Origin of the sequence: Luteimonas composti, from assembly GCF_042678665.1 — a bacterium.
GTDB classification, from domain to species: domain Bacteria; phylum Pseudomonadota; class Gammaproteobacteria; order Xanthomonadales; family Xanthomonadaceae; genus Luteimonas; species Luteimonas composti.
The window spans coordinates 605,287-626,535 of the sequence record NZ_JBHTKU010000002.1; the positions used below are offsets into that span (position 1 = coordinate 605,287).

Sequence of the window (21,249 nt, forward strand, 5' to 3'; positions counted from 1 at the left end):
CGATGCCCATGCGCCCGCTGATCGTCCTGCTGCTGATCCTCAACCTTGGCGTGGCGCTGTGGTGGGCCACGCGCGACAACCCGGCCCCGGCGCCCGCCGCGCCGTTGCCCGCGGGCGCGGAACCGCTGCGCCTGCTGGGCGAGCCGGCCCCGACCGCGGCAGTGCCGGATCCCCGCGACGCTGCCGTCGCGCCAGCTGCGTCCGATCCGGCCCCGGACACGTCGCCCCCGGCCGCACCGGTCCCCGGCGCCGCAGGGCAAGCTCCGGTGGCGGAGGCTCCCGCGGCGGACGCTGCCGGCACGGCCCTGGTCTGCCGCGGCTTCGGGCCCTTCGCCGATGCCGACGCCGTCGCGGAGGCGAGGGCACGGCTCGCGCCGCTGGCGCGCGCGCTGTCGATCCGCCAGGTGCAGCCCGGGGCGCGCGGCTGGCAGGTGCTGCTGCGCGCGCTGCCCGACCGCGACGCCGCGTCCGCCACGCTCGCGCGGCTGGTCGAAGCCGGATTCCGCGACCACTACCTGATGCCGGCCGCGGACGACGGCAGGGTCGACATCGCCCTGGGCAGGTTCGGCAGCGAGGCCGCGGCGCGGCGCCATCGGCAGACGCTCGCGGACGCCGGTTTCCCCGCGGTGGCCGAGCCCCTGGGCGACCCGGGCGCCAGCCGCTACTGGGTCGACGCCGCACTGCCCGCGGGCGCGGACATCGCCGAAGCCCGGCGCGCCAGCGGCGCGGCGCGCAGCGAAACGGTGGAATGCGCGGGGCTGGGCGCAGGCTAGAATGCCGCCAGCGTCGCGCGATCGCGCCGACGCCGACTTCGCCGCTTTAGCTCAGTTGGTAGAGCAACGGTCTTGTAAACCGTAGGTCGTCCGTTCGATTCGGACAAGCGGCACCACTTTCCCGGCCCGGCCCATCCCCCCCGCCGGTGCGGACCCGCCCATGGCGCGCGCGGTGCCCTAGACTCCCGCCAGACCCTTGCAGGAGCAACCGTCGGCCATGGCGCGACACTATCCCCCGGTTTCGATCTTCGGCGTGCCCACCGACGTGGGCGCAGGCGCGCGTGGCGCCTCGATGGGCCCAGAGGCCCTGCGCGTGGCGCGCCTGGCGGAGGCCCTGGCCGCGCGAGGCGTGGACGTGCGCGACACCGGCGACGTCGCCGGACCGAAGAACCCGTGGCTGCCGCCCCGCGACGGCTACCGGCACCTCGACGAAGTCGTGGCATGGAACCGGGCGGTGTTCGACGCCTCGTCCGCGATCCTCGCCGAGGGTCGCATGCCGCTGATGCTCGGCGGGGACCATTGCCTGGCGGTGGGCTCGGTCGCCGCGGTGGCCGACCACTGCCGTCGCAACGGCAAGTCCCTCCGGGTGCTGTGGCTCGACGCGCATACCGACTTCAACACCAGCGCGATCACCCCCTCGGGCAACATCCACGGCATGCCGGTCGCCTGCCTGTGCGGCATCGGTCCCGAGCCGCTGGTCCGCATGGGCGGCCACGTGCCGGCCCTGGTGCCGGACCAGGTGCGCCAGATCGGCATCCGCTCGGTGGACCAGGACGAGAAGCGCCTGGTCAAGGAGCACGGGCTGGACATCTACGACATGCGCTACATCGACGAGGTCGGGATGCGCCAGACCATGCAGCAGGTGCTGATGGGGCTGGACGAGAGCACCCACCTGCACGTGAGCTTCGACGTCGACATCCTCGATCCGTCGATCGCGCCCGGTACCGGCACGCCGATTCCGGGCGGGGTGAACTACCGCGAGGCGCAGCTGATCATGGAGATGATCGCCGACACCGGGTTCCTCGGTTCGCTGGACGTGGTCGAGGTCAATCCGGCGCTGGACGACCGCAACAGCACCGCGGAGCTGGCGGTGGACCTGGTCGAAAGCCTGTTCGGCAAGTCGACGCTGATGCGCGACTGAGTCGGCTTGACGCCGCATCCACCTCGATGAACGGGCACGGCGCGCAGGCTGCCATTCAACGCATCTTTCACGGCTCCGGCGGTGTGATGGCGTGGACGAGCGCGGAAGGCCGCGCGCGCACTACTCCAGGAGACTGCAGATGAAGCGTTTGATGGCCCTCATGCTGATTGCCATGTTCTCGGTCGGCACGCTGTCGGCGTGCAACACCACCAAGGGCTTCGGCCAGGACGTCGAAAAGGTCGGCGACAAGATCGAGGATGCGGCCAAGGACACCGGCGCCACCGATCCGCGCTGAACCCGCGCGTCGAGGGGATGGAGAGGCCGGCGGAAACGCCGGCCTTTTCTTTCCCGGGTGGCGTCGGCTGAATGCCTGCGCAGGTCGTGCTCATCGTTGTGAACCCCGATTGACGGGTCCTTGATCGGCCCGTGATCGACAGGCGTGCATGCTCGATCCCGTCGACGCGATGCGTCGATCTTCCGTCAGACCGAGAGGATCAAAGCGATGAACAAGGACATCATTTCCGGAAAGTGGACCCAGCTCAAGGGCCAGGCGCAGGCGCGGTGGGGTGACCTGACCGACGACGTCTTCGACGTGGCCGAAGGCGACAGCAAGTACCTTGCCGGCAAGCTGCAGGAGCGCTACGGCTGGGAGCGCGAGCGCGCCGAGCAGGAAGTGCGCGATTTCGAGCGCACCCTGGGCTGAGTCATCCGCCAGCAGTTTCGCGGCCCGTCCCTCCCCGACGCCGCGAACCGGAGGGCCGGCGTCTGCCGGCCCTCTTCTTTTGCGTTGCGCGATGGGGCATCAGCGCCAGCGGCCCGGCGGATCGGGGACGAAGCGGCCCGGGAACGCCTGCGGCCGACGCTGGCTCCAGCGCGGCTGCGGCGGAAGGATGCCGCGCGCCGCCAGTGCCGCCGGTGCGTCGTAGCGCAGCTGCGTGACCTGCGCCGGGCGCGCATCCCGGTCGAACGTGGTCTGGCCGGCCGGCGACCATTCGCGCTCGCCATGTCCGGTGCCGATGCGCTGCGCCATGGCGGTCGTGGCGTCGGCCGTCCCGGAAGCGGGCGCTGCCGCACGCGACTTCGCCTGGGCGGCCTCGCGTGCGATCGGGGGCGATGGCGGGGTGTACGGCCTGCGCTCGCGGAAGGCGGCGATGCCGATGGTGCCGACGTGGTCGGGCCGCCCGGTGCGCGCGGCGTAGCTGTCGGGCAGTGCTGTGAACACGAACTGCGCCACGTCCTGGTGCGACTTGCGCCAGCCGGCGATCTCCGTGCTCTGCCAGGGCGCGAGCACGTAGCCGGCCTGCGAGGGATCGGCGGTCTGTCCGGTCACGGCGTTGACCCCATCGACCGACAGCACCACCAGCACCCGCTCGCCGCTGGTATTGGTCAGGCGCACCGCGTAGCGGTGCCCGGGCGTGCCGGCGACCCAGGTGTCGTCCCGGCGCGGGTACTGCTCGAGCCAGCGGCCGCTGTCGCGGTCGACGATCTCGAGACGGACCAGGGGCGAAGCGGCGGCCGGCAGGGCCCAGGCTGCGGCGACGAACGCGAGGAGGAGCAGGGCGAGGTGGCGGGACATGGCGGATTCTCCGTGGTTGCCGGAGACATCAACGTCCGCAGGCCGGCTCCGGGGTGACGCGCGGGGGCATCGCCGCGGCAACGGTTAAACTCGCATTCTGTTTTCCGCCGTGCCTCCCGCAATGTCGCCAGCTTCCGTCCGCGTCCTTACCGGCATCACCACTTCGGGGACGCCCCACCTGGGCAACTACGTCGGCGCGATCCGCCCGGCGGTCGCCGCGAGCCGCGCCCAGGGCGTGGAGAGTTTCTATTTCCTGGCCGACCTGCACAGCCTGATCAAGGCCCAGGACCCCGCGCGCACCCAGCGTTCGACGCTGGAAATCGCCGCCGCCTGGCTGGCCTGCGGGCTGGATCCGGCGAGCGTGTGGTTCTACCGCCAGAGCGACGTGCCCGAGATCACCGAGCTGACCTGGTACCTGACCTGCGTGGCCGGCAAGGGCATCCTCAACCGCGCCCACGCCTACAAGGCGGCGGTCGACCGCAACCGCGCGGAGGGCGAGGACGAAGACGCCGGCGTGACCGCGGGCCTGTTCATGTACCCCGTGCTGATGGCCGCCGACATCCTGCTGTTCAACGCGCACCGCGTGCCGGTGGGCCGCGACCAGGTGCAGCACATCGAGATGGCGCGCGACTTCGGCCAGCGCTTCAACCACGTTTACGGACGCGAGTGGTTCACCCTGCCCGAGGCCGCGATCGAGGAGCACGTGGCCACGCTGCCCGGACTGGACGGCCGCAAGATGAGCAAGAGCTACGGCAACACCATCCCGATGTTCGTGCCGCCGGCTGAACTGAAGAAGCTGGTGTTCTCGATCGTCACCGATTCGCGCGCGCCGGGGGAGCCCAAACAGACCGAGGGCTCGGCGCTGTTCCAGCTGTACCAGGCCTTCGCCACCGCCGAGGAATCGGCCGCGTTCGCGCAGGCCTTCGCCGACGGGATCGGCTGGGGCGACGCCAAGCAGCGCCTGTTCGACCTGGTCGAGCGCGAGATCGCGCCGCTGCGCGACCGCTATCTCGACCTCGTCGCGCGTCCCGGCGACATCGAGGACACCCTGCGCGATGGCGCGCGCCGCCTGCGCGAACGCTACGCCACCCCGCTGCTGTCGCAGCTGCGCGAGGCGGTGGGCCTGCGCGACCTGTCGAAGGTGCAGCTGGGTGCGATGGAGGTCGAGGCGGTGGAGAAACCGCCGCTGGCCGCGTTCAAGCAGTATCGCGAGGCCGACGGCAAGTTCTATTTCAAGCTGGTGGAAGGCGACCGCGTGCTGCTGCAGAGCCAGGCCTTCGACGCGCCGCGCGACGCCGGGCAGGCCATCGCTGGCCTGCGCCGCGGCGAACTGACGCTGGCGCAGGCGCCGGCGACCCTGGGCGAGGGCGTGGACGCCGACGTGGTGCAGGCCGCGCTCGACGCGCTGGCCGCCGCCGACGCGGAAAAGGCCGCGGCCAAGGCGGTGCAGGCATGAACCCGCTGGTCGAACTCAACCTCACCCTGATCCTGTTCCTGCCCTGGTTCGCGATCCTGGCCACGCTGTACTGGCTGTTCCCGCGCCAGCCGCGCAACGCGGCGCGCGTGCTGTACGACCTGGCGACCCTGCTGCTGTCGGTCGGCGCGTTCCTGTGGAGCGTGTACTGGTCGCTCGACAACGCCGACGCCAGTTACGGTCGGCTGTGGCCGCAAATCCTGGCCACGGCGCTGGGCTACGGCGTGTTCCTGGCCGCACTGGGCCTCGCGTTCGCGGTGCGCCACCTGCTGTTCCGCCGCCGGCGCTGAGGCAGGCCGCGATGGACCGGCATGGCATCACCCTGATCGACACCGGCTACATCCGGCCGGGACTGTGTGCGGCCTGGCTGGTGCACGGCGACGGCGGCCGCGCCGCCCTGGTCGATTGCGGTACCGCGACCTGCGCCGGGCGCGTGCTCGAGGCCATCGACGCGGCCGGCGTGGCGCGGGAGGCGGTGGACTGGCTGCTGGTCACCCACGTGCACCTGGACCATGCCGGCGGCGCGGGGCCGCTGATGCGCGCGTTGCCCAATGCCAGGCTGGTGGTGCATCCGCGCGGCGCGCAGCACATGATCGATCCATCGAAGCTGATCGCCAGCGCACGCGCGGTGTACGGCGAGGCGATGTTCGCGCGCGACCATGCCGGCATGCTGCCGGTGGAGGCCGAGCGCGTGGTGGTGGCCGACGATGGCCACGTTGTGGATCTGGCCGGGCGGCCGCTGCGCTGCGCCGACACGCCGGGCCACGCCTTGCATCACTACAGCGTGTGGGACGCCGCCTCGCGCAGCTGGTTCGCCGGCGACGCCTTCGGCCTGTCCTATCGGGAATTCGACAACGGCAATGGCGCTTTCGCCGTGCCGACCACCTCGCCGGTGCAGTTCGATCCCGGGCAGATGAAGGCTTCGATCCGGCGCCTGGTGGCCGAGGATCCGGCCGCCATCCGCATCGCCCACTACGCCGTGGTCGAGGACTGCGCACGCCTGGGCGAGTCGCTGGTGGAACTGGTCGACCGGCTGGCGGAGATCGCGCGCGACGCGGCCGGCCAGCCCGATCGCCATGCGCGCATCGCCGGGCGCATGCGCGCGCTGTTCATCGAGCGCGCCATCGCGCACGGCGTGGACGACGCCGAGACGCGCGTGGATGCCGTGCTGGGCGGCGACATCGAGATCAACGCGCAGGGCCTGTGCGCGTGGCTGGACCGGCTTGCCCGCCAGGCCTGAGCGTCCGTGCCACCGCTCGCCTAGACTGGCGGCAGGTTCTTGTCCGGAGCGACGTCAGCATGAAGCCACTGCATTGCGTGCTCGCCTTTGCGTTGTCCCTCGCCGCGCTGCCCGCGCTGGCCGCGACACCGGCCGCCAGCGCCGAGGCGCTGCTGCGCCACGTCGAGGTGCTGGCCTCGGATGCCTTCGAGGGCCGCGCGCCGGCAACGCCGGGCGAAGAGCGCACGGTCGAGTACCTGGTCGAGGAGTTCCGCAAGGCGGGCGTGGCGCCGGGCGGCGAGGATGGCGGCTGGATCCAGCCGGTGCCGCTGGTGCGCGCGCAGGTGAATGGCCCGGTGCGCGCGGTCCTGCACGTCGCCGGGGCCGAGCGCGAGCTGGTCAACGGCGACGACCTCACGCTGCAGTCGCTGAGCCCGGTGGATCGCGTCGAGGTGGAGCAGGCACCGCTGGTCTTCGTCGGCTACGGCATCAGCGCGCCCGAGCGCGGCTGGGACGATTACAAGGACGTGGACCTGGCCGGCAGGATCGCGGTGGTGCTGGTCAACGACCCGGACTTCGAGACCGAGGAACCCGGCGCCTTCGACGGCCGCGCGGTGACCTACCACGGCCGCTGGACCTACAAGTACGAGGAACTCGCGCGCCGCGGCGCGACCGGCGCGCTGATCGTGCACGAGACCGCACCGGCGGCCTACGGCTGGGGCACGGTGCGCAGTTCGGGACTCTCGCCGCTGTTCGACATCCCGCGCGAGGACGCGGCCAGCTACCACACCCTGCTGCGCGGCTGGATGCAGCGCGGCCTGGCCGAATCGCTGTTCGCCGCCGCCGGGCTCGACTTCGAGCGCGAAAAGTCGCGTGCGCAGACCCGCGACTTCACGCCGGTGGCGCTGGGCGACGCGCGGCTGTCGGCGTCGTTCGACGTGGTGCGCGACGAGGTGGTCACGCGCAACGTGATCGGCCGGCTCGATGGCGAGGGTGCGCCGGACGAGACGGTGATCTATTCGGCGCACTGGGACGCCTACGGCCTCGGCGAGCCCGATTCGAGCGGGGATCCGGTCCGCCACGGCGCGATCGACAACGCCACCGGCGTGGCCGCGGTGCTGGAGCTGGCGCGGATGCATGCGCAGGCGCCGCGCACGCGGCGCAGCCTGATGTTCGTCGCGCTCACCGCCGAGGAAAAGGGCCTCCAGGGGGCGAGCTACTACGTGGCCAATCCGCTGGCGCCGCTCGAGACCACCGCCGCGGTACTGAACATCGAGATGCTGAGCCCGGATGGTCCGACCCGCGATATCGCCGCCTGGGGCAGGGGTCGCGTCTCGCTGGAGCGCGACCTGCGGCGCGTGGCCGAGGCCAACGGCCGCGCCTATTCGCCCGATCCCAACCTGGAGTCGGGCTTCTTCTACCGCGCCGACCACTTCGCGTTTGCGCGCGCGGGCGTGCCGGCGGTCACCGTCGGCGCCGGCCTGGACCGCATCGACGGCGGCGTCGCCAGCGGCCAGGCCCTGCGCGAGCGCTATTTCGCCGACTGCTACCACCGTCCCTGCGACCGCTGGTCGCCGGACTGGGACGCGAGCGGCCAGGCGCAGGACGTCGACCTGCTGTACGCGCTCGGCCGCGAGATCGCCGACGGCACGCACTGGCCGACGTGGGACGCGGACTCGGAGTTCGGGCAGGTGCGTGCGCGCAGCGACGCCGCGCGGACCGGGGCGGCGCCGAAGCGGCCCTAGTCCCAGCGGTTGAGGTGCGGGCCGAACGGCTTGCGCTGCTGGCGCACCACGCAGAAGCGGTGGCCACTGGGCGCTTCCATCACCACCCAGGTGTGGACCTGCTCGATCCGGCGCGCGCCCAGCGCGACCAGGCGCTCGACCTCGGCCTCGACGTCGTCGGTCTCGATGTCCAAGTGGATGCGCGGCGGGTGCGAGACCTTCTGCAGCAGCAGGACCGGCTCGTCCTCTTCGGTGTGCAGCCGGGCGTACCTGCCGTCTCCGTCTTCGTCGAGGACGTCGACCGGCTTGCCCAGCGCTCGGCTCCAGAACTCGACGTGCGGCGCGAGTTCGTCGGCGTTGCAGTCCAGCACGAAGGTGCTCAGGCGGCTGTGGTGGCTCATGCGGATGGCTCCGGTGGGGGCGGCGGAGGCGGGCAATGCCAGGTGGTGGGCGTGGCGCGACGCTCGGGATCGCGCAGGGGCACCACGCAGAAGCGGTGGCCGGTGGGCGCCTCCATGACCCACCAGCGCCCGCGTACGCATTCGATGCGACGCGCGCCCAGCGCTTCCAGCCGCGCGGCCTCGGCGTCGATGTCGTCGGCTTCGATGTCCAGGTGCACGCGCGGCGGGTGCTCGACCATCTGCACTTCCACGTGCAGGCCACCCGGGCCCGCGCCCAGCACCGCATAGCGGCCGCCGCCCCCTTCGTCGGGGTCGACGATCGGCAGGTCGAGCGCACTGCTCCAGAACGCGGCGGCGTCTTCCAGCCTGCCTTCGCGACAGTCGATCATGAACCCGGCAAGGCGGCTGCGGTGCATGGATCCTCCTGTCGCGCGAGGCAGTGGTGCCGATGCCTCAGCCCGGCAGCGCGAGATCGTCGAGCATGGCCTTGAGGAAGCGTGCCGCCTCGCCGCCGGTGCAGGCGCGATGGTCGAAGGTGAGCGACAGCGGGATCACCCGGTGCGACTCGAAGCCGCCGATCACCGGCGTGATCTGGTGGCGGCCGCGGCCGGCGCCGACGATCGCCACGCACGGCGGCACCACGACCGGCGTGGCGTAGCGGCCGGCGAACATGCCGAAGTTCGACAGCGAGATGGTGTAGCCCGACAGCTCGGAGGCCGGGATGCTGCGGTCGGCCACCTGCCCGCGCAGGCGGTTGATGCCGCCGCGCACGCCCTCGGCGTCGAGCAGGTCGGCGTTGCGCAGCGCGGGCACGAACAGGCCGTCGTCGGTGTCGACCGCGATGCCGATGTCGACGTGCGGATGCAGGGTGCGCACCAGCCTGTCGCCGTCGAACCAGGCGTTGAGCGCGGGCACGGCGCGGGCCGCGGCGCAGATCGCGCGGACCAGGCGCACCGTGACGTCGTTGCCCGGTTGCCAGGCGTGGATGTCGGCGTCGTCGACCAGGGTGGTGGGGACCACCTTGGCGTGGGCGTCCGCCATGACCCGGGCCATGTTGCGGCGCACGCCCTTGAGCTGCTCGGGCTGGCCGCTGGCGGAGACCGACGGCGGCCGGGTGCGCATGGGGCGGCCCGAGGCCGACATGGCCGTGCGCTCTGCGGCTTCGCGTTGCGCGGCTGCCGCAGGGCCGCCACCCCGGCCCTCCCCCGCCGGCGGGAGAGGGGGAGAAGCCTGTGGGCGTGCCTGGCCGGCTCCCTCCCCCGCAGGCGGGGGAGGGTTGGGATGGGGGCCCGCCGCCGCCGCGGAACCACCCGCCGCCGCCTGCTTCACGTCCGCCATCGTCACCACGCCGTCCGGCCCGCTGCCGCGCACGCGCGACAGGTCGACCTGCAGCTTGCGCGCCATCGCGCGCACCGCCGGCATGGCCTTCACCCCACCCACCGACACGGCCCCTTCGCTGAGCACGGCGTCGGAGGCTTGCATCGCGCCGACGACAGTCCCGCTGTCGGCGCGTTCGCCACCCGGTTCGGACTTGTCCTCCGGCGGCGGCACGCCGTCGTCGCGGATCGCGCCGCCATCGCTGGAAGCCACCACGCGCGCGTCGGAGGCGGGATCTTCCGCGCCCACGCCCCTGGCCGCCGGCGCGCCGTGGTGGTGCCCGGTGTCCTGGCCTTCGGCGCGCTGCGGCTGCGAGGGATCGATCTCGAACTCGGCCAGCATCGCGCCGGTGACGATCACGTCCCCGGCGCCGCCGGCCAGCCGCAGCACCTTGCCCGAGACGGGCGAAGGCACGTCGACCACCGCCTTGGCGGTCTCCATCGAGACCAGGTTGTCGTCCAGGCGGATGGTGTCGCCTTCCTTCACGTACCACTCGACGATGGTGGCGTCGGGCAGGCCTTCGCCGAGATCGGGGAGCTGGAATACCTTCTTGTCGCCCATGTGCGCTTTCCTGTGGGCGGGCCGTGGCCCGCCGTGCAACGTGGATGGCGGCGCCAACCGCGCCGCCCCATCAGACCGCGAGTGCGCCGTCGGCCGGCGCGACTCAGGAGTGTGCCAGCGTCCGCTTCGCCGCCTCGACCACGCGCGCGGTTGCCGGCATGTACTTCATCTCCAGCCGGAACAGCGGCATGTGGGTGTCGTAGCCGGTAACGCGCTCGACCGGCGCGACCAGGTCGAACATCGACTCCTCCGCCAGCCGCGCCGCGATCTCGGCGCCGAAGCCCGCGGTGCGCGGCGCCTCGTGCACGATCACGCAACGCCCCGTCTTGGCCACCGATTCGGCGATGGTCGCGAAATCCAGCGGCTTGAGCGTAGCCACGTCGATGACCTCGGCGCTGATGCCTTCGGCGGCCAGTTGCTCGGCCGCTTCCAGCGCCTCCTTCACCTGCGCGCCCCAGGTCACCAGGGTGACGTCGCTGCCGTCGCGCAGCACGTAGCACACGTCCAGCGGCAGCGCCTCGCCGTCGTCGGGGACCAGCTCCTTGTACTGGCGGTAGATGCGCTTGGGTTCGAAGTAGATCACCGGGTCCGGCTCGCGGATCGCCGCCAGCAGCATGCCGTAGGCGCGCGCCGGCGAGGACGGCAGCACCACGCGCAGGCCGGGGACGTTGGTGAACAGCGCTTCGTTGGCCTCGCTGTGGTGCTCGGGCGCGCGGATGCCGCCGCCCCAGGGCACGCGCAGCACCATCGGGCAGGTGAGCCGGCCGCGCGTGCGGTAGCGGAAGCGCGCGGCGTGGCAGATGACGTGGTCGAGCATCGGATACACGAAACCGTCGAACTGCGCCTCGGCCACCGGCTTCATGCCCATCGCCGCCATGCCGACGGTGAGGCCGGCGATGGTGGTCTCGTCCAGCGGCGTGTCGAGCACGCGCTCCGGGCCGAACTGCGCCTGCAGCCCGGCGGTGGCGCGGAACACGCCGCCGTTCACGCCCACGTCCTCGCCCAGCACCACCACCGAGTCGTCGTGGCGCATCTCCCAGGCCAGGGCCTGGGTCACCGCCTCGATCAGGGTGATGGGCTTGGCATTGGCGGCGGCGTCGGTCATCACGGGGCTGGCTTCGGCCTTCATGCCCGTCCCTCCAGCGCCAGCAGCCGCGCGCGCTGCGCCAGGATGTCGGGCGGCGGGTCGGCGTACAGGTAATCGAACATGGCTTCGGGCGGCTGCGTCTTCGTTTCGAGGTAGGCGTTGATCTCCACGTCCACGCGCTGCGTGCACTCGGCGATCCAGTCCTTCTCCTGCGCCTCGTCCCACAGCCCCTGGGCGGTGAGCCACTTGCGCAGGCGGGTCATCGGGTCGCGCGTCCACGCGTCCCTGACCTCGGCCTCGTCGCGGTAGCGGCGCGCATCGTCGGCGGTGGTGTGGTCGTGCAGGCGGTAGGTGAGGAACTCGATCACGCTGCCGCCTTCGCCATTGCGCGCGCGCTCCATCACCCGGCGCATGCCCTCGAGCACGGCGAACAGGTCGTTGCCGTCCACCTGCAGGCAGTACAGGCCGCCGGCCAGGCCCTTCTGCGCCAGCGTCTCCGCGCCGGTCTGGGCGCTGCGCGGGACCGAGATCGCCCAGCCGTTATTGATGATGCACTGGACGAAGGGCAGCGCGTAGGCGCCGGCCGAGTTGATCGCCGCGTAGGTATCGGTCTTGGAGCTGCCGCCGTCGCCGCAGCAGGTCACCGCCACGCGCTTCTCGCCGCGCAGCTTGAACGCCAGCGCGGCGCCGGCCGCGTGTAGGCACTGCGTGGCGATCGGCACGCACCACGGGAAATCGTGGCGCGCCGGCTCGTTGGCGTAGTCGTTGCCGCGCTCGTCGCCGCCCCAGTACAGCAGGATCTCGCGCAGCTGCACGCCGCGCATGATCTGCGCGCCGTATTCGCGATAGCTCGGCGCCAGCACGTCCTCGGGGCGCATCGCCGCGCCGATCCCCACCTGGGTGGCCTCGTGGCCCAGGCAGGGTGCGTAGGTGCCCAGCTTGCCGGTGCGCTGCAGCGCCACGGCCTTGCCGTCGAAGGTGCGCAGGAACAGCATCTGCCGGAACAGCGCCAGCAGCTCATCCTTCGAAGGCAGGTCCTGCGGCAGTTCGGCGACCAGCTGTCCGTCCGGGTCGAGGTATTGCAGGTACTCGATCTCGAAGCGTGCGGCAACGGTCATTCAATCCATCCGGTCAACAGTCGGACACGGGATGATAAAGGTGCTTTCGTAGGAAACCGTTGCGCATTGCGGCAATGCGCGGCCGCACGCGGCCCGCGGCCCGGGCACCGCCGGGTGGCGGCGCCCGGGAGCGGGGTTCACGGGCTGAACGTGGCCCTCAGCGAGACGTTCGCGAACGCACGCACGCCTTCCACCCGGATGAACCAGGTGCCCGGCGCGGGCACGGCGATCGCGATGGTCTCGTTGTTGCCCGGGCGCTGCGAGCGGGCGTCGAAGTCGTCGCCGGTCGGGATCCGCCCGTTCGCCATCAGCAGGGCGACGTCGCCGCTGCCGCCGTAGCTGAGCACGCGCAGGTTGCGCGCGCCGGCAGGCACCTCGATCCGGTACACCCGCGCGTCCCCTGCCGCGCCCGACAGGCCGCCGACGGCCGCGCCGTTGACCAGCTCCGGCACGCCGGCCAGCGGGTCCTCGACCAGCACGGCGGCCTCGGCGTCGTTGTTGGCCGGATCCGGATCCTCGGTCTGCGCCGTGGCTGCGGCCGCGACAGCCAGCGCTTCGCCGGTCCGCGCCGCCGGCGCGGCGGCGGCCAGGGCGAACACCGCCTCGTCCTGCGACGCCAGCGTCGGCGCGCTGCAGGCCACGGTGGTGCTGTCGCCGGCGAGGGCGGGCGCGTCGCAGGTCCAGCCCGCGGGCGCGGACACGGCAAGGTCGGGCAGGGCGGCATCGAAGGCGAAGCCGACCCCGGGGAACTCCGCCGCGTCCGGGCCTGCGTTGGCGAGCACGGCCGAGAATTCGGCCACCGCGCCGGCATCGACCGTCGGCGCCAACGCCTCGACTTGGAGTGCGAGGTCGGCAAAGCGCAGCGCCGCCAGCCGTACCCGCAGCAGGGTGGGGTCGTGGTCGGTCAGGCGCGCCGGCGAGGCGTCGTCGTTGCGCGCGGTTTCCGGGAAGTCGGCCGCGATGCGTGCGTGCGCGAGTTCGAGCCCGGCGACGTCGGGCGCGTCCACCAGCGCGGCATTCACCAGCACGTGGTCGAGCGTCTGCGCCTGGTAGTCGAACACGAACGAGTAGCGCTGGTCCGGATCGGCCAGCAGCGTCAGGTTGTACAGGTCCGGCTCGACCAGGTCGTTGCCGTCGCCGTCCACCGCGGTGGTCGGGTCGGGCGCGGGCAGGCCGGTGACCGTGCCCAGCGCGTCGACCAGCCCGTCGTTGAACTCGAAGGCGTTGAAATCGCCCATCACCATGATCCGGCGCGCCGGATCGGCCGCCTGCATGCCCTGCACCAGCGCGGCCAGCGAATCGGCCTGGGCCTGCCGCTTGGCGCGTACGCGCTGGCCGAGGGTGAGCCAGCCGCTGCTGCCCGCCTCGTCGCTGTCGACGTCGTTGAGCGAGCGCTGGTGCACCACGACCGCGGTGAATGGCCAGCTGCGTCCGTCGGCGAAGCGCACGATGCCGTCGAGCGAGAGCGGCGGGCGGTCGTTGAGCAGGCTGCTGCTCCCGTCCGGGTTTTGCAGCGTCTCGGTCGCGCCGTGCTGGACCACGTCCAGCACCTCCACGCGGGGCGTGCCGGCGGTTACCTCCGCGCCCTTGACCAGGAAGCCGACATCGATGCCGCCGACGTCGTTGCCTTCCAGCAGGTGCGCGTCGTAGCCGGGGTCCGGATCGCCGGCGGCGACGGCGTCGGCGTTGATGCGCGCAGCCAGCGCCTGCAGCGTGGACAGGTTCTCGACCTCGGTCACGCCGAGCACGTCCGGCGCGTGCAGGTAGTTGCGGATCGCCAGCGAGGCCTTGGCCAGGCGCCGCTCGAACGCGGCGGCGGTGAGGACCGGCTCGCCGATGGCCGGATCGTTGACGGCGTCGAAGAAGCGCTCGAGGTTCCAGGTGGCAAAGCTGGCCTCGTCCGGCGCAGGGAGCGGCGCGGGACGCGGCAGGCCGGCGTCGCTGCAGTCCACCTCCAGCGCGCCTTCGGGATAGATCGTGTAGCGGCGGAAGGTGTAGTCGAGCGGGCCGACCAGCGAACCGCCAATCACCAGGCAGCCGGCGGCGACCTCGGCGGGGGGCGCGCCAATGGTGGTGCTGTTGACCGCGACCAGTTCGGGATTGAAATCCCAGCGCGGGATGTCGGTGGCCGAACTGCCGAGCGGGTCTGGGTTGGGCACCGGGATGCCGGGTTCGCGGAACGGCCGCGGCGTGCCGGTGACGACCACGGCGAAGCGGCCATTGCTGGTCGCCGTGGCCTGGGTTTCGTTGACATTGCCGCCGGTGGGCGCGACCACGGTGGCGCTGGGCACCATCACGCGCATGCCCTCGAGGTGTTCGAGCTGGTCGAGTCCGCCGTTGGCGGCGGGCAGGTCCAGGGTCAGGGCCACGGGCGCCGGCAGGGCGTTGCCTGCCGACAGCGCCACCACGCTGGCGCCGACGAGCTCGGTCAGGGGCAGCTGGTGCGGGTCGGCCGCGGGGATGTACTCGTCGACCGTGCCCTGCACCAGCACGCGGTTGCCGACGGCAGCGGATTCCGGCGGCGTTGTCGAGGTGAACACGAACACGCCTTCCGAGGTTGCCGGATCGCCGTCGTCCTCGCCCGGCGCGCTCTGCAGGAAGAAGCCGTTGTTCTTGCGGCCGGTCACGATGCCGGTGGTGGCGACTGCCATGCCGTTGTACGGCGAGAACTGGCCGCTGCCCTGGATCGCGAAGATGGCGACCGTGCTGACGTCGTCGTTGAGGATGGTGCCGATGCCCTGGGCGTCGGCCAGTTCGGCGCCGACCGCGTTGGACAGCTCGACGCTGAAGCTCTCGTCCGGTTCGTTGGCGGTGTCGCCCGCGACCGCGACGCCGATCGTCACCGAGGTCTCGCCCTCGGCGATCGTGGCGGTGCCGGAGGCGGCCTGGTAGTCCCCGTCCGCGACGGTGGCGGCCCCGTCGGCGGTGGCCCAGTCGATGCTGGCGCCGCCTTCCCCGGCCGGCTGGCTGAGGCTGATGGTGAAGAAGAACGGCGTGGTGCCGGTGTCGCCCTCCGCGGCGCTGGTGTCGGAGATGCTGGCGAACGGCGTGCCCCCGCCCCCGCAGGGCGCGGGCGGCGTGGCGCCGTTGCGCGGCGCGGGCGCGGCGCTCGCGAAGTCGGTGGCATTGCTGTTGCTGTCGGTGCAGCCGCCGTCGGCGCGGAACGCCGCGCTGGCGTTGTTGAGCGTGGGCGCGGCGCCGCCACCTTCGAAGAAGTTGGCGTTGCCGAAGCCGACCAGGTCGACGATCAGCGCCAGCTGCTCGGGCGTGCACGGCGTGCTGCCGCCGTTGCAGCCCAGCGTCGACGTCGACGCCACGAGGGCGACCTTGCCCGCGCTACCGGACATGTTGATGGTGCCGCCGGCATCGGGCGCGGGCAGGGGCGCGCCGTTGGCGCCGCCGGCCATGCCGACGAGGAAGTAGCGCCCGGGCTCGAGCGTGACCGCGGGCAGGACCACGATCTGGCTGCTGCCGGCGCCGAGGTTGCCGGTGCCGGTGGCGCTGGCGTACTGCACGGACAGTCCGCCCAGCGGCACGGCCTCGCTGCCGCGGTTGAACAGCTCGACGTAGTCGGCGTTGTAGGGCGCACCGCTGTTGCCGCCGCCGCCATAGACCTGGCTGACCACGACCTGGGCGTGCAGGGAAGGGGCGCACAGCACGCCGCACAGGACCAGCGCCGGCAACAGCCGGGCAAGCAGTCGATTGACCACGGACTCACTCCCTCGATGTCCGTCCCTCGCGGAACGGGTGGCCGGCCCCCCTGGCTGGCGCCGATTGTGCACCGTCCCGGTGTCGGCTGCATGACGCCCCGCAGCGGCGATGCGTTACCCTCGCCCGATGGCCATCGACAAGAACGAACGCCCGCTGGAGGACGGCATCCACACCGACCTCGACGGCAGGATCACCTACGGCGGATACCTGCGCCTGGACCGCCTGCTCGACGCGCAGCAGCCGCTGAGCGACCCGGCCCACCACGACGAAATGCTGTTCATCGTCCAGCACCAGGTCTCGGAGTTGTGGCTGAAGCTGATCATCCACGAGCTGGGCGCGGCGATCGGCTTCCTGCGCCGCGACCAGGTCTGGCAGTGCCAGAAGGTGATCGCACGCTGCAAGCAGGTGCTGCGCCAGCTGACCGAGCAGTGGTCGGTGCTGGAGACGCTCACGCCTTCGGAATACATGGAGTTCCGCGACGTGCTGGGGCCGTCGTCGGGCTTCCAGTCGCTGCAGTACCGGATGGTGGAGTTCCTGCTGGGCAACAAGAACGCCTCGATGCTCAAGGTGTTCGCGCACGACCCGGCCGGCCAGGCGCGGCTGCGCGAGGCACTGGAGGCGCCGGGCCTGTACGACGAATTCCTGATGTACCTGGCGCGCTGGGGGCATGCGGTGCCGCACCAGCACCTGCAGCGCGACTGGGCGCGACCGCACGTGCGCGACGAGGCGCTGCTGCCGGTGTTCGAGGCGATCTACGAGGACACCGGCCGCTACTGGCGCGAGTACGCGCTGAGCGAGGACCTGGTGGACCTGGAGACGCAGTTCCAGCTGTGGCGCTTCCGCCACATGCGTACGGTGATGCGCATCATCGGCTTCAAGCGCGGCACCGGCGGCTCCTCGGGCGTGGGATTCCTGAAGCAGGCGCTGGAGCTGACCTTCTTCCCCGAGCTGTTCGACGTGCGCACCAGCATCGGGCCGGGGCGCTGAGCGCGGAGCATGGACGCCACGCTGCCGGGCTGGACGCTGTGGCCGGCGTGGCTGGTGGCGACGCTGGTGCTGGCGCGCGCGCTGCCGTCGCTGCGGCACCACGCCGCCAGCCTGGACGAGGAAGGGCGGCGGGTGCTGGTGCTGGCCACGCTGGCGCTGGCGGCGATGCGCTGGTTCAACACCGCCGCGCTGCAGGGCGTGATGCTGCACTTCCTCGGCGCGACCATCGCTACGCTGATGTTCGGCGCCAGCACCGCCTGCTGGGCGATGGCCCTGGTCAGCCTGGCCGGCCTGCTGCTGGGCGCGGCTTGGCAGGGCTGGGCGATGGATTTCCTCGCCACCGGCGCGTTGCCGGTGGCGGTGACCGCGCTGGTGTCGTGGGCGGCGCGAACCTGGCTGCCGCGCAACGTGTTCACCTACATCATGCTCAATGCCTTCGCCGCCGGTGCCCTGGCCATGGCGGCCTCGATGCTGGCCAAGGCGGCGGTGACCGCGCTGCTGGGCGGTCGGGCCCTGGCCGCGTATCTCGTGGCCACGCCGATGCTGATGTTCGCCGAGGCCTTCTTCGCCGGCACGGTGATGGCGCTGGTGGTGGTCTATCGCCCGCACTGGTGCCGCAGCTTCGACGACCGCGCGTACCTGTGGCCGGAACGGCGCATGTAGCGGGCCCGCGGCGGGTCGGCCTGCCGGAAATGCACTAGGATGCGCCGCAGCCATCCAGACAGGGACCCCATCGCATGAACCAGCCAGGCAGCGCGCCCGCCAGCGGAACACGCAGCGTCGTGACCCGGTTCCTCGACGCCGTCGAACGGGTCGGCAACCGCCTGCCCGACCCGGCGGTGCTGTTCCTGCTGCTCATGCTGGCGGTCTGGGGCGTGTCGGCGCTGCTGGCCAACGTCAGCTTCAGCGAGCTCGATCCGCGCAGCGGCGACCCGATCCAGATCCGCAACCTGCTGGCCGGCATGAGCTTCACCATGTTCATGGCCGACATGGTGCGCACCTTCGTCAACTTCGCTCCGCTGGGCGTGGTGCTGGTGGCGATGCTGGGCCTCGGGGTGGCCGAGCACACCGGATTCATCAACGCCGCGCTGCGCGCCATCCTGTCCGTCACGCCGCGGATGCTGCTGACGCCGATGCTGATCGCGGTCGGCATCTTCAGCCACGTCGCGGTGGATGCCGGCTACGTGCTGGTGATCCCGCTCGGTGCGGTGATCTTCTATGCCGCGGGGCGCCATCCGCTGGCCGGCATCGCGGCCGCATTCGCCGGCGTGTCCGGCGGCTTCTCGGCCACCTTCATTCCGTCGAGCCTCGATCCGCTGCTGTCCGGATTGACCCAGGAGGCGGCACGCCTGATCGATCCGGGCGTGGTGGTCAATCCGCTCAACAACTACGTGTTCACCACCGCATCGGCCGGCCTGATCATCCTGGTCGGCTGGTTCCTGACCGACCGCGTGATCGAGCCGCGGTTGCGCGGCACCGCGGTGGACGGGGACGCGGCGGACATGCCGGCCATGGAAGCGTTGCAGCCGAACGAGCGCCGGGGACTGCTGCTGGCGGTGGCTTCCATGCTGGTCCTCTCGACGCTGCTCGTGCTGACTGCACTCCCCCCGGGTTCGGCGTGGCGTGCCCCGGCCGGAGCGCCGGCTGGCGCCGGCGAACTGCTGGTGGCAACCGCGCCGCTGATGCAGTCGATCGTTCCGCTGATCTTCATCCTGTTCCTGGTGCCCGGCGTGGTCTACGGCTATGCCGCGGGCTCCGTGAAGAGCCATCGCGACATCATCCAGGGGATGAGCAAGGCGATGAGCGGGATGGGGTACTACATCGTCATGGCCTTCTTCGCAGCGCAGTTCATCTATGCCTTCGGGCAGAGCAATCTCGGCGCGCTGCTGGCGATCAAGGGAGCCAACGCACTGCAGGCGCTGGGCATGCCGACTGGCGTGACCCTGGTGGGCATCGTGCTGCTGTCGGGACTGGTCAACCTGCTGGTGGGGTCGGCGTCGGCGAAGTGGGCGCTGATCGGCGCGATCATGGTGCCGATGCTGATGCAGCTGGGCATCTCGCCCGACCTGACCCAGGCGGCCTATCGCGTGGGCGACTCGAGCACCAACATCATCACCCCGCTGCTGCCGTATTTCCCCCTGATCGTGGTGTTCTGCCAGCGCTATGTGAAGTCCAGCGGCATCGGCACGCTGCTGGCGCTGATGCTGCCGTATTCCATCACCCTGCTCGTGGTCTGGAGCGGATTCCTGCTGGGCTTCTGGGCGCTGGGCATTCCCCTGGGCATCGGCGCCAGCTACGACTACCCGGCCGGCTGAGGCCGGGTCCGGCCCCGGCCGGGCTGCGCCTGACCGGGGCCCGAGGCTCCCGCGGGTTCCCAAAGGGGGCCGCCAGCGGCTAACGTTGCGCCTGAAACGACCCGCCTGCGCGTGGCCGTAGGCGCCGCGGCGCCGGCGGCTGCGGGCGGGCAACGATCCATCCAGTCAATCCGGGGGAGTCCCACCGCATGAATTCCAACCGCGTCGAGCCCGCAGGTCCGGGCATGGAGCAGCCGCGTTCCGGCACGGGCATCCCCGAGTTCGCCCAGGTGATGGGGCACCCGCGTCCGCTGTGGATGCTGTTCATGACCGAGTTCTGGGAGCGCTTCGCGTTCTACGGCATGCGCTGGGCGCTGGCGCTGTACATCGTCGCCCAGTTCTATGGCGGCGACGCCGCCGGCGAGGCGCCGGCCAGCGAGCTCTACGGCGCCTACCTGGCGCTGGTGTACGCGGCGGCCATCTTCGGCGGCTACGTGGCCGACAAGCTGATCGGCTACCAGCGCGCGATCCTGCTCGGCGCGGTGTTCATGGCCGCGGGCCTGTTCATGATCATGGTGCCCAGCGAGCCCTGGCTGAAGGTCGGCCTGGCCACGGTGATCGTCGGCAATGGCCTGTTCAAGCCGATCATTTCGACCCTGGTCGGCAAGCTCTACGCCACCGGCGACGCGCGCCGCGATTCCGGGTTCACCATCTTCTACATGGGCATCAACATGGGCGCCTTCATCGCGCCCATCCTGACCGGCTGGCTGGCCGAGCGCATGTTCGGCGGCAACCCGGACATGCCGGCCTACAAGGTCGTGTTCATCGCCGCCGGCATCGGCATGGTGCTGAGCCTGGTGTGGTTCTGGTTCGGCCGCGCCCAGCTCAAGGGCATCGGCGCGGCGCCGGCCGATGCGCCCGGACTCGGCCGCGTGCTGATGGTGGCCGCGGGCGCGGTGGTGGCGATCCCGCTGATTTACTTCCTGCTGACCATCGATGCCGGACTGCTGAACTGGATCCTGCTCGCGCTGTTCATCGTGCCGGCGATCATGCTGCTGGTCGAGGGCATCCGCGAGGGCTCCAGGCAGCGCGACATGGTGATCGCGATGCTGATCATCTTCGGCTTCAACGTGCTGTTCTGGATGTTCTTCGAGCAGGCCGGCAGCTCGTTCAACTTCCTGGCGCAGAACATCGTCAACCGCGATTTCGGCGGCTGGATCTTCCCGGTGGGCTGGTTCCAGTCGGTCAACTCGATCGCGATCATCACCCTGGCCCCGGTCATCGCCTGGCTGTGGGTGAAGATGGGCAGCGCCAATCCGTCGATCCCGCGCAAGTTCGGCCTGGGCCTGATCTTCAACGGCCTGGCGTTCCTGCTGCTGATGTTCGCGCTGTCGAGCCTGGTGGATCCTGCCTCGCTCAAGATCCCGTTCTGGACCCTGTTCATGGTCTACGTCATCCAGTCGGTGGGCGAGCTGTGCCTGTCGCCGATCGGCCTGTCGATGACCACCAAGCTGGCCCCGGCCAAGCTCACCGGCCTGGCGATGGGCGGCTGGTTCCTGTCGATCGCGATCGGCAACAATCTGTCGGGCATCTTCGCCTCCAGCGTCAGCGGCGAGGGCGGCATGACCGTCGAATCCGCGCACGCCGGCTACACCTTCGGCTTCTGGGCGCTGCTGGGCGCGGGCGTGGTGCTGTTCCTGATCGCGCCGCTGATCCAGCGCCTGATGCACGGCGTGAAGTGATGCCGCGGCCCGCGCCGCGCGCGCGGGCCTTCCCTGCAGCGGCCGTGCCCGACCGGGCCGGCCG

19 protein-coding genes and 1 tRNA gene are annotated in these 21,249 nt (G+C 71.3%); 13 read left to right on the forward strand and 7 right to left on the reverse strand.

The window, feature by feature from the left end; translation table 11 throughout:
• Nucleotides 1-2 precede the first annotated feature (2 nt).
• From ACFQ2D_RS07430 to ACFQ2D_RS07450, 5 genes are all read left to right on the forward strand, one after another.
• The gene (locus ACFQ2D_RS07430) at nucleotides 3-773 is read left to right on the forward strand and encodes a hypothetical protein (RefSeq protein WP_280943200.1); all 771 of its coding nucleotides are present in this window, start codon (nucleotides 3-5) and stop codon (nucleotides 771-773) included.
• A 40-nt stretch (nucleotides 774-813) separates the two neighbouring features.
• Nucleotides 814-889: transfer RNA gene (locus ACFQ2D_RS07435), tRNA-Thr, on the forward strand.
• A 101-nt stretch (nucleotides 890-990) separates the two neighbouring features.
• Nucleotides 991-1,914 carry an arginase gene (gene rocF / locus ACFQ2D_RS07440; protein ID WP_280943201.1) on the forward strand — a complete coding sequence of 308 codons (924 nt, stop codon included), beginning with the start codon at nucleotides 991-993 and terminating at the stop codon, nucleotides 1,912-1,914.
• A gap of 139 nt (nucleotides 1,915-2,053) precedes the next feature.
• Nucleotides 2,054-2,209, forward strand: a complete 156-nt coding sequence (locus ACFQ2D_RS07445; RefSeq protein ID WP_280943202.1) for an entericidin A/B family lipoprotein — start codon at nucleotides 2,054-2,056, stop codon at nucleotides 2,207-2,209.
• A 207-nt stretch (nucleotides 2,210-2,416) separates the two neighbouring features.
• Nucleotides 2,417-2,617 (forward strand): CsbD family protein, encoded by a 201-nt coding sequence (locus tag ACFQ2D_RS07450; RefSeq protein ID WP_280943203.1) that lies wholly within the window; start codon nucleotides 2,417-2,419, stop codon nucleotides 2,615-2,617.
• Between the two features lie 99 nt (nucleotides 2,618-2,716).
• Here the strand turns inward: ACFQ2D_RS07450 and ACFQ2D_RS07455 are convergent, their stop codons facing one another.
• Nucleotides 2,717-3,490 (reverse strand): hypothetical protein, encoded by a 774-nt coding sequence (locus ACFQ2D_RS07455; RefSeq protein WP_280943204.1) that lies wholly within the window; start codon nucleotides 3,488-3,490, stop codon nucleotides 2,717-2,719.
• Nucleotides 3,491-3,611: 121 nt separating this feature from the next.
• Here ACFQ2D_RS07455 and ACFQ2D_RS07460 point away from each other — a divergent pair, with 121 nt between their 5' ends.
• The 4 genes from ACFQ2D_RS07460 to ACFQ2D_RS07475 are packed head-to-tail and all read left to right on the forward strand — an operon-like array spanning nucleotide 3,612 to nucleotide 7,928.
• Entirely contained in the window at nucleotides 3,612-4,946 is a 1,335-nt protein-coding gene (locus ACFQ2D_RS07460; RefSeq protein ID WP_280943205.1) for a tryptophan--tRNA ligase, read from the forward strand.
• The gene (locus ACFQ2D_RS07465) at nucleotides 4,943-5,254 is read left to right on the forward strand and encodes a hypothetical protein (protein ID WP_280943206.1); all 312 of its coding nucleotides are present in this window, start codon (nucleotides 4,943-4,945) and stop codon (nucleotides 5,252-5,254) included. Before ACFQ2D_RS07460 ends, ACFQ2D_RS07465 begins: the two co-directional genes overlap by 4 nt.
• A gap of 11 nt (nucleotides 5,255-5,265) precedes the next feature.
• The gene (locus tag ACFQ2D_RS07470) at nucleotides 5,266-6,204 is read left to right on the forward strand and encodes an MBL fold metallo-hydrolase (protein WP_280943207.1); all 939 of its coding nucleotides are present in this window, start codon (nucleotides 5,266-5,268) and stop codon (nucleotides 6,202-6,204) included.
• A gap of 59 nt (nucleotides 6,205-6,263) precedes the next feature.
• Nucleotides 6,264-7,928 carry a M28 family metallopeptidase gene (locus ACFQ2D_RS07475; protein WP_280943208.1) on the forward strand — a complete coding sequence of 555 codons (1,665 nt, stop codon included), beginning with the start codon at nucleotides 6,264-6,266 and terminating at the stop codon, nucleotides 7,926-7,928.
• Here the strand turns inward: ACFQ2D_RS07475 and ACFQ2D_RS07480 are convergent.
• The 6 genes from ACFQ2D_RS07480 to ACFQ2D_RS07505 all read right to left on the reverse strand — a co-directional run bounded on the left by ACFQ2D_RS07480 (nucleotide 7,925) and on the right by ACFQ2D_RS07505 (nucleotide 16,161).
• Nucleotides 7,925-8,308, reverse strand: a complete 384-nt coding sequence (locus ACFQ2D_RS07480) for a VOC family protein (protein WP_280943209.1) — start codon at nucleotides 8,306-8,308, stop codon at nucleotides 7,925-7,927. The two genes, ACFQ2D_RS07475 and ACFQ2D_RS07480, sit on opposite strands and share 4 nt — an antisense overlap.
• The gene (locus ACFQ2D_RS07485; protein ID WP_280943210.1) at nucleotides 8,305-8,724 is read right to left on the reverse strand and encodes a VOC family protein; all 420 of its coding nucleotides are present in this window, start codon (nucleotides 8,722-8,724) and stop codon (nucleotides 8,305-8,307) included. The genes ACFQ2D_RS07480 and ACFQ2D_RS07485 overlap by 4 nt, the downstream gene beginning before the upstream one ends.
• A 37-nt stretch (nucleotides 8,725-8,761) precedes the next feature.
• Nucleotides 8,762-10,246 carry a dihydrolipoamide acetyltransferase family protein gene (locus ACFQ2D_RS07490; protein WP_280943211.1) on the reverse strand — a complete coding sequence of 495 codons (1,485 nt, stop codon included), beginning with the start codon at nucleotides 10,244-10,246 and terminating at the stop codon, nucleotides 8,762-8,764.
• Nucleotides 10,247-10,349: 103 nt separating this feature from the next.
• On the reverse strand, nucleotides 10,350-11,375 hold the full coding sequence (locus tag ACFQ2D_RS07495; protein ID WP_280943212.1) for an alpha-ketoacid dehydrogenase subunit beta: 1,026 nt from the start codon (nucleotides 11,373-11,375) through the stop codon (nucleotides 10,350-10,352).
• Complete coding sequence (pdhA, locus tag ACFQ2D_RS07500) at nucleotides 11,372-12,451, reverse strand: pyruvate dehydrogenase (acetyl-transferring) E1 component subunit alpha (RefSeq protein ID WP_280943213.1); 1,080 nt, start codon at nucleotides 12,449-12,451, stop codon at nucleotides 11,372-11,374. The genes ACFQ2D_RS07495 and pdhA overlap by 4 nt, the downstream gene beginning before the upstream one ends.
• Nucleotides 12,452-12,588: 137 nt before the next feature.
• Nucleotides 12,589-16,161, reverse strand: coding sequence for a pre-peptidase C-terminal domain-containing protein (locus ACFQ2D_RS07505; protein ID WP_280943214.1), 3,573 nt, complete (start codon nucleotides 16,159-16,161; stop codon nucleotides 12,589-12,591).
• A gap of 127 nt (nucleotides 16,162-16,288) precedes the next feature.
• Between ACFQ2D_RS07505 and ACFQ2D_RS07510 the strand changes: the two genes are divergently transcribed.
• From ACFQ2D_RS07510 to ACFQ2D_RS07525, 4 genes are all read left to right on the forward strand, one after another.
• Nucleotides 16,289-17,149 (forward strand): tryptophan 2,3-dioxygenase, encoded by an 861-nt coding sequence (locus tag ACFQ2D_RS07510; RefSeq protein WP_280943388.1) that lies wholly within the window; start codon nucleotides 16,289-16,291, stop codon nucleotides 17,147-17,149.
• A gap of 9 nt (nucleotides 17,150-17,158) precedes the next feature.
• Entirely contained in the window at nucleotides 17,159-17,812 is a 654-nt protein-coding gene (locus ACFQ2D_RS07515; protein WP_280943216.1) for an energy-coupling factor ABC transporter permease, read from the forward strand.
• A gap of 74 nt (nucleotides 17,813-17,886) precedes the next feature.
• Nucleotides 17,887-19,464 (forward strand): AbgT family transporter, encoded by a 1,578-nt coding sequence (locus tag ACFQ2D_RS07520; RefSeq protein ID WP_280943217.1) that lies wholly within the window; start codon nucleotides 17,887-17,889, stop codon nucleotides 19,462-19,464.
• A gap of 224 nt (nucleotides 19,465-19,688) precedes the next feature.
• A complete protein-coding gene (locus ACFQ2D_RS07525; protein ID WP_280943389.1) occupies nucleotides 19,689-21,185 on the forward strand; it encodes a peptide MFS transporter in 1,497 nt (498 codons plus the stop codon).
• Nucleotides 21,186-21,249 lie beyond the last annotated feature (64 nt).

Bases quoted from the DNA above. Each gene is read 5' to 3' on its own strand.
- ACFQ2D_RS07430 (WP_280943200.1), top strand. From the start codon at position 3: ATGCCCATGCGCCCGCTGATCGTCCTGCTGCTGATCCTCAACCTTGGC.
- rocF (WP_280943201.1), top strand. From the start codon at position 991: ATGGCGCGACACTATCCCCCGGTTTCGATCTTCGGCGTGCCCACCGAC.
- ACFQ2D_RS07445 (WP_280943202.1), top strand. From the start codon at position 2,054: ATGAAGCGTTTGATGGCCCTCATGCTGATTGCCATGTTCTCGGTCGGC.
- ACFQ2D_RS07450 (WP_280943203.1), top strand. From the start codon at position 2,417: ATGAACAAGGACATCATTTCCGGAAAGTGGACCCAGCTCAAGGGCCAG.
- ACFQ2D_RS07455 (WP_280943204.1), bottom strand. From the start codon at position 3,490: ATGTCCCGCCACCTCGCCCTGCTCCTCCTCGCGTTCGTCGCCGCAGCC.
- ACFQ2D_RS07460 (WP_280943205.1), top strand. From the start codon at position 3,612: ATGTCGCCAGCTTCCGTCCGCGTCCTTACCGGCATCACCACTTCGGGG.
- ACFQ2D_RS07465 (WP_280943206.1), top strand. From the start codon at position 4,943: ATGAACCCGCTGGTCGAACTCAACCTCACCCTGATCCTGTTCCTGCCC.
- ACFQ2D_RS07470 (WP_280943207.1), top strand. From the start codon at position 5,266: ATGGACCGGCATGGCATCACCCTGATCGACACCGGCTACATCCGGCCG.
- ACFQ2D_RS07475 (WP_280943208.1), top strand. From the start codon at position 6,264: ATGAAGCCACTGCATTGCGTGCTCGCCTTTGCGTTGTCCCTCGCCGCG.
- ACFQ2D_RS07480 (WP_280943209.1), bottom strand. From the start codon at position 8,308: ATGAGCCACCACAGCCGCCTGAGCACCTTCGTGCTGGACTGCAACGCC.
- ACFQ2D_RS07485 (WP_280943210.1), bottom strand. From the start codon at position 8,724: ATGCACCGCAGCCGCCTTGCCGGGTTCATGATCGACTGTCGCGAAGGC.
- ACFQ2D_RS07490 (WP_280943211.1), bottom strand. From the start codon at position 10,246: ATGGGCGACAAGAAGGTATTCCAGCTCCCCGATCTCGGCGAAGGCCTG.
- ACFQ2D_RS07495 (WP_280943212.1), bottom strand. From the start codon at position 11,375: ATGAAGGCCGAAGCCAGCCCCGTGATGACCGACGCCGCCGCCAATGCC.
- pdhA (WP_280943213.1), bottom strand. From the start codon at position 12,451: ATGACCGTTGCCGCACGCTTCGAGATCGAGTACCTGCAATACCTCGAC.
- ACFQ2D_RS07510 (WP_280943388.1), top strand. From the start codon at position 16,289: ATGGCCATCGACAAGAACGAACGCCCGCTGGAGGACGGCATCCACACC.
- ACFQ2D_RS07515 (WP_280943216.1), top strand. From the start codon at position 17,159: ATGGACGCCACGCTGCCGGGCTGGACGCTGTGGCCGGCGTGGCTGGTG.
- ACFQ2D_RS07520 (WP_280943217.1), top strand. From the start codon at position 17,887: ATGAACCAGCCAGGCAGCGCGCCCGCCAGCGGAACACGCAGCGTCGTG.
- ACFQ2D_RS07525 (WP_280943389.1), top strand. From the start codon at position 19,689: ATGGAGCAGCCGCGTTCCGGCACGGGCATCCCCGAGTTCGCCCAGGTG.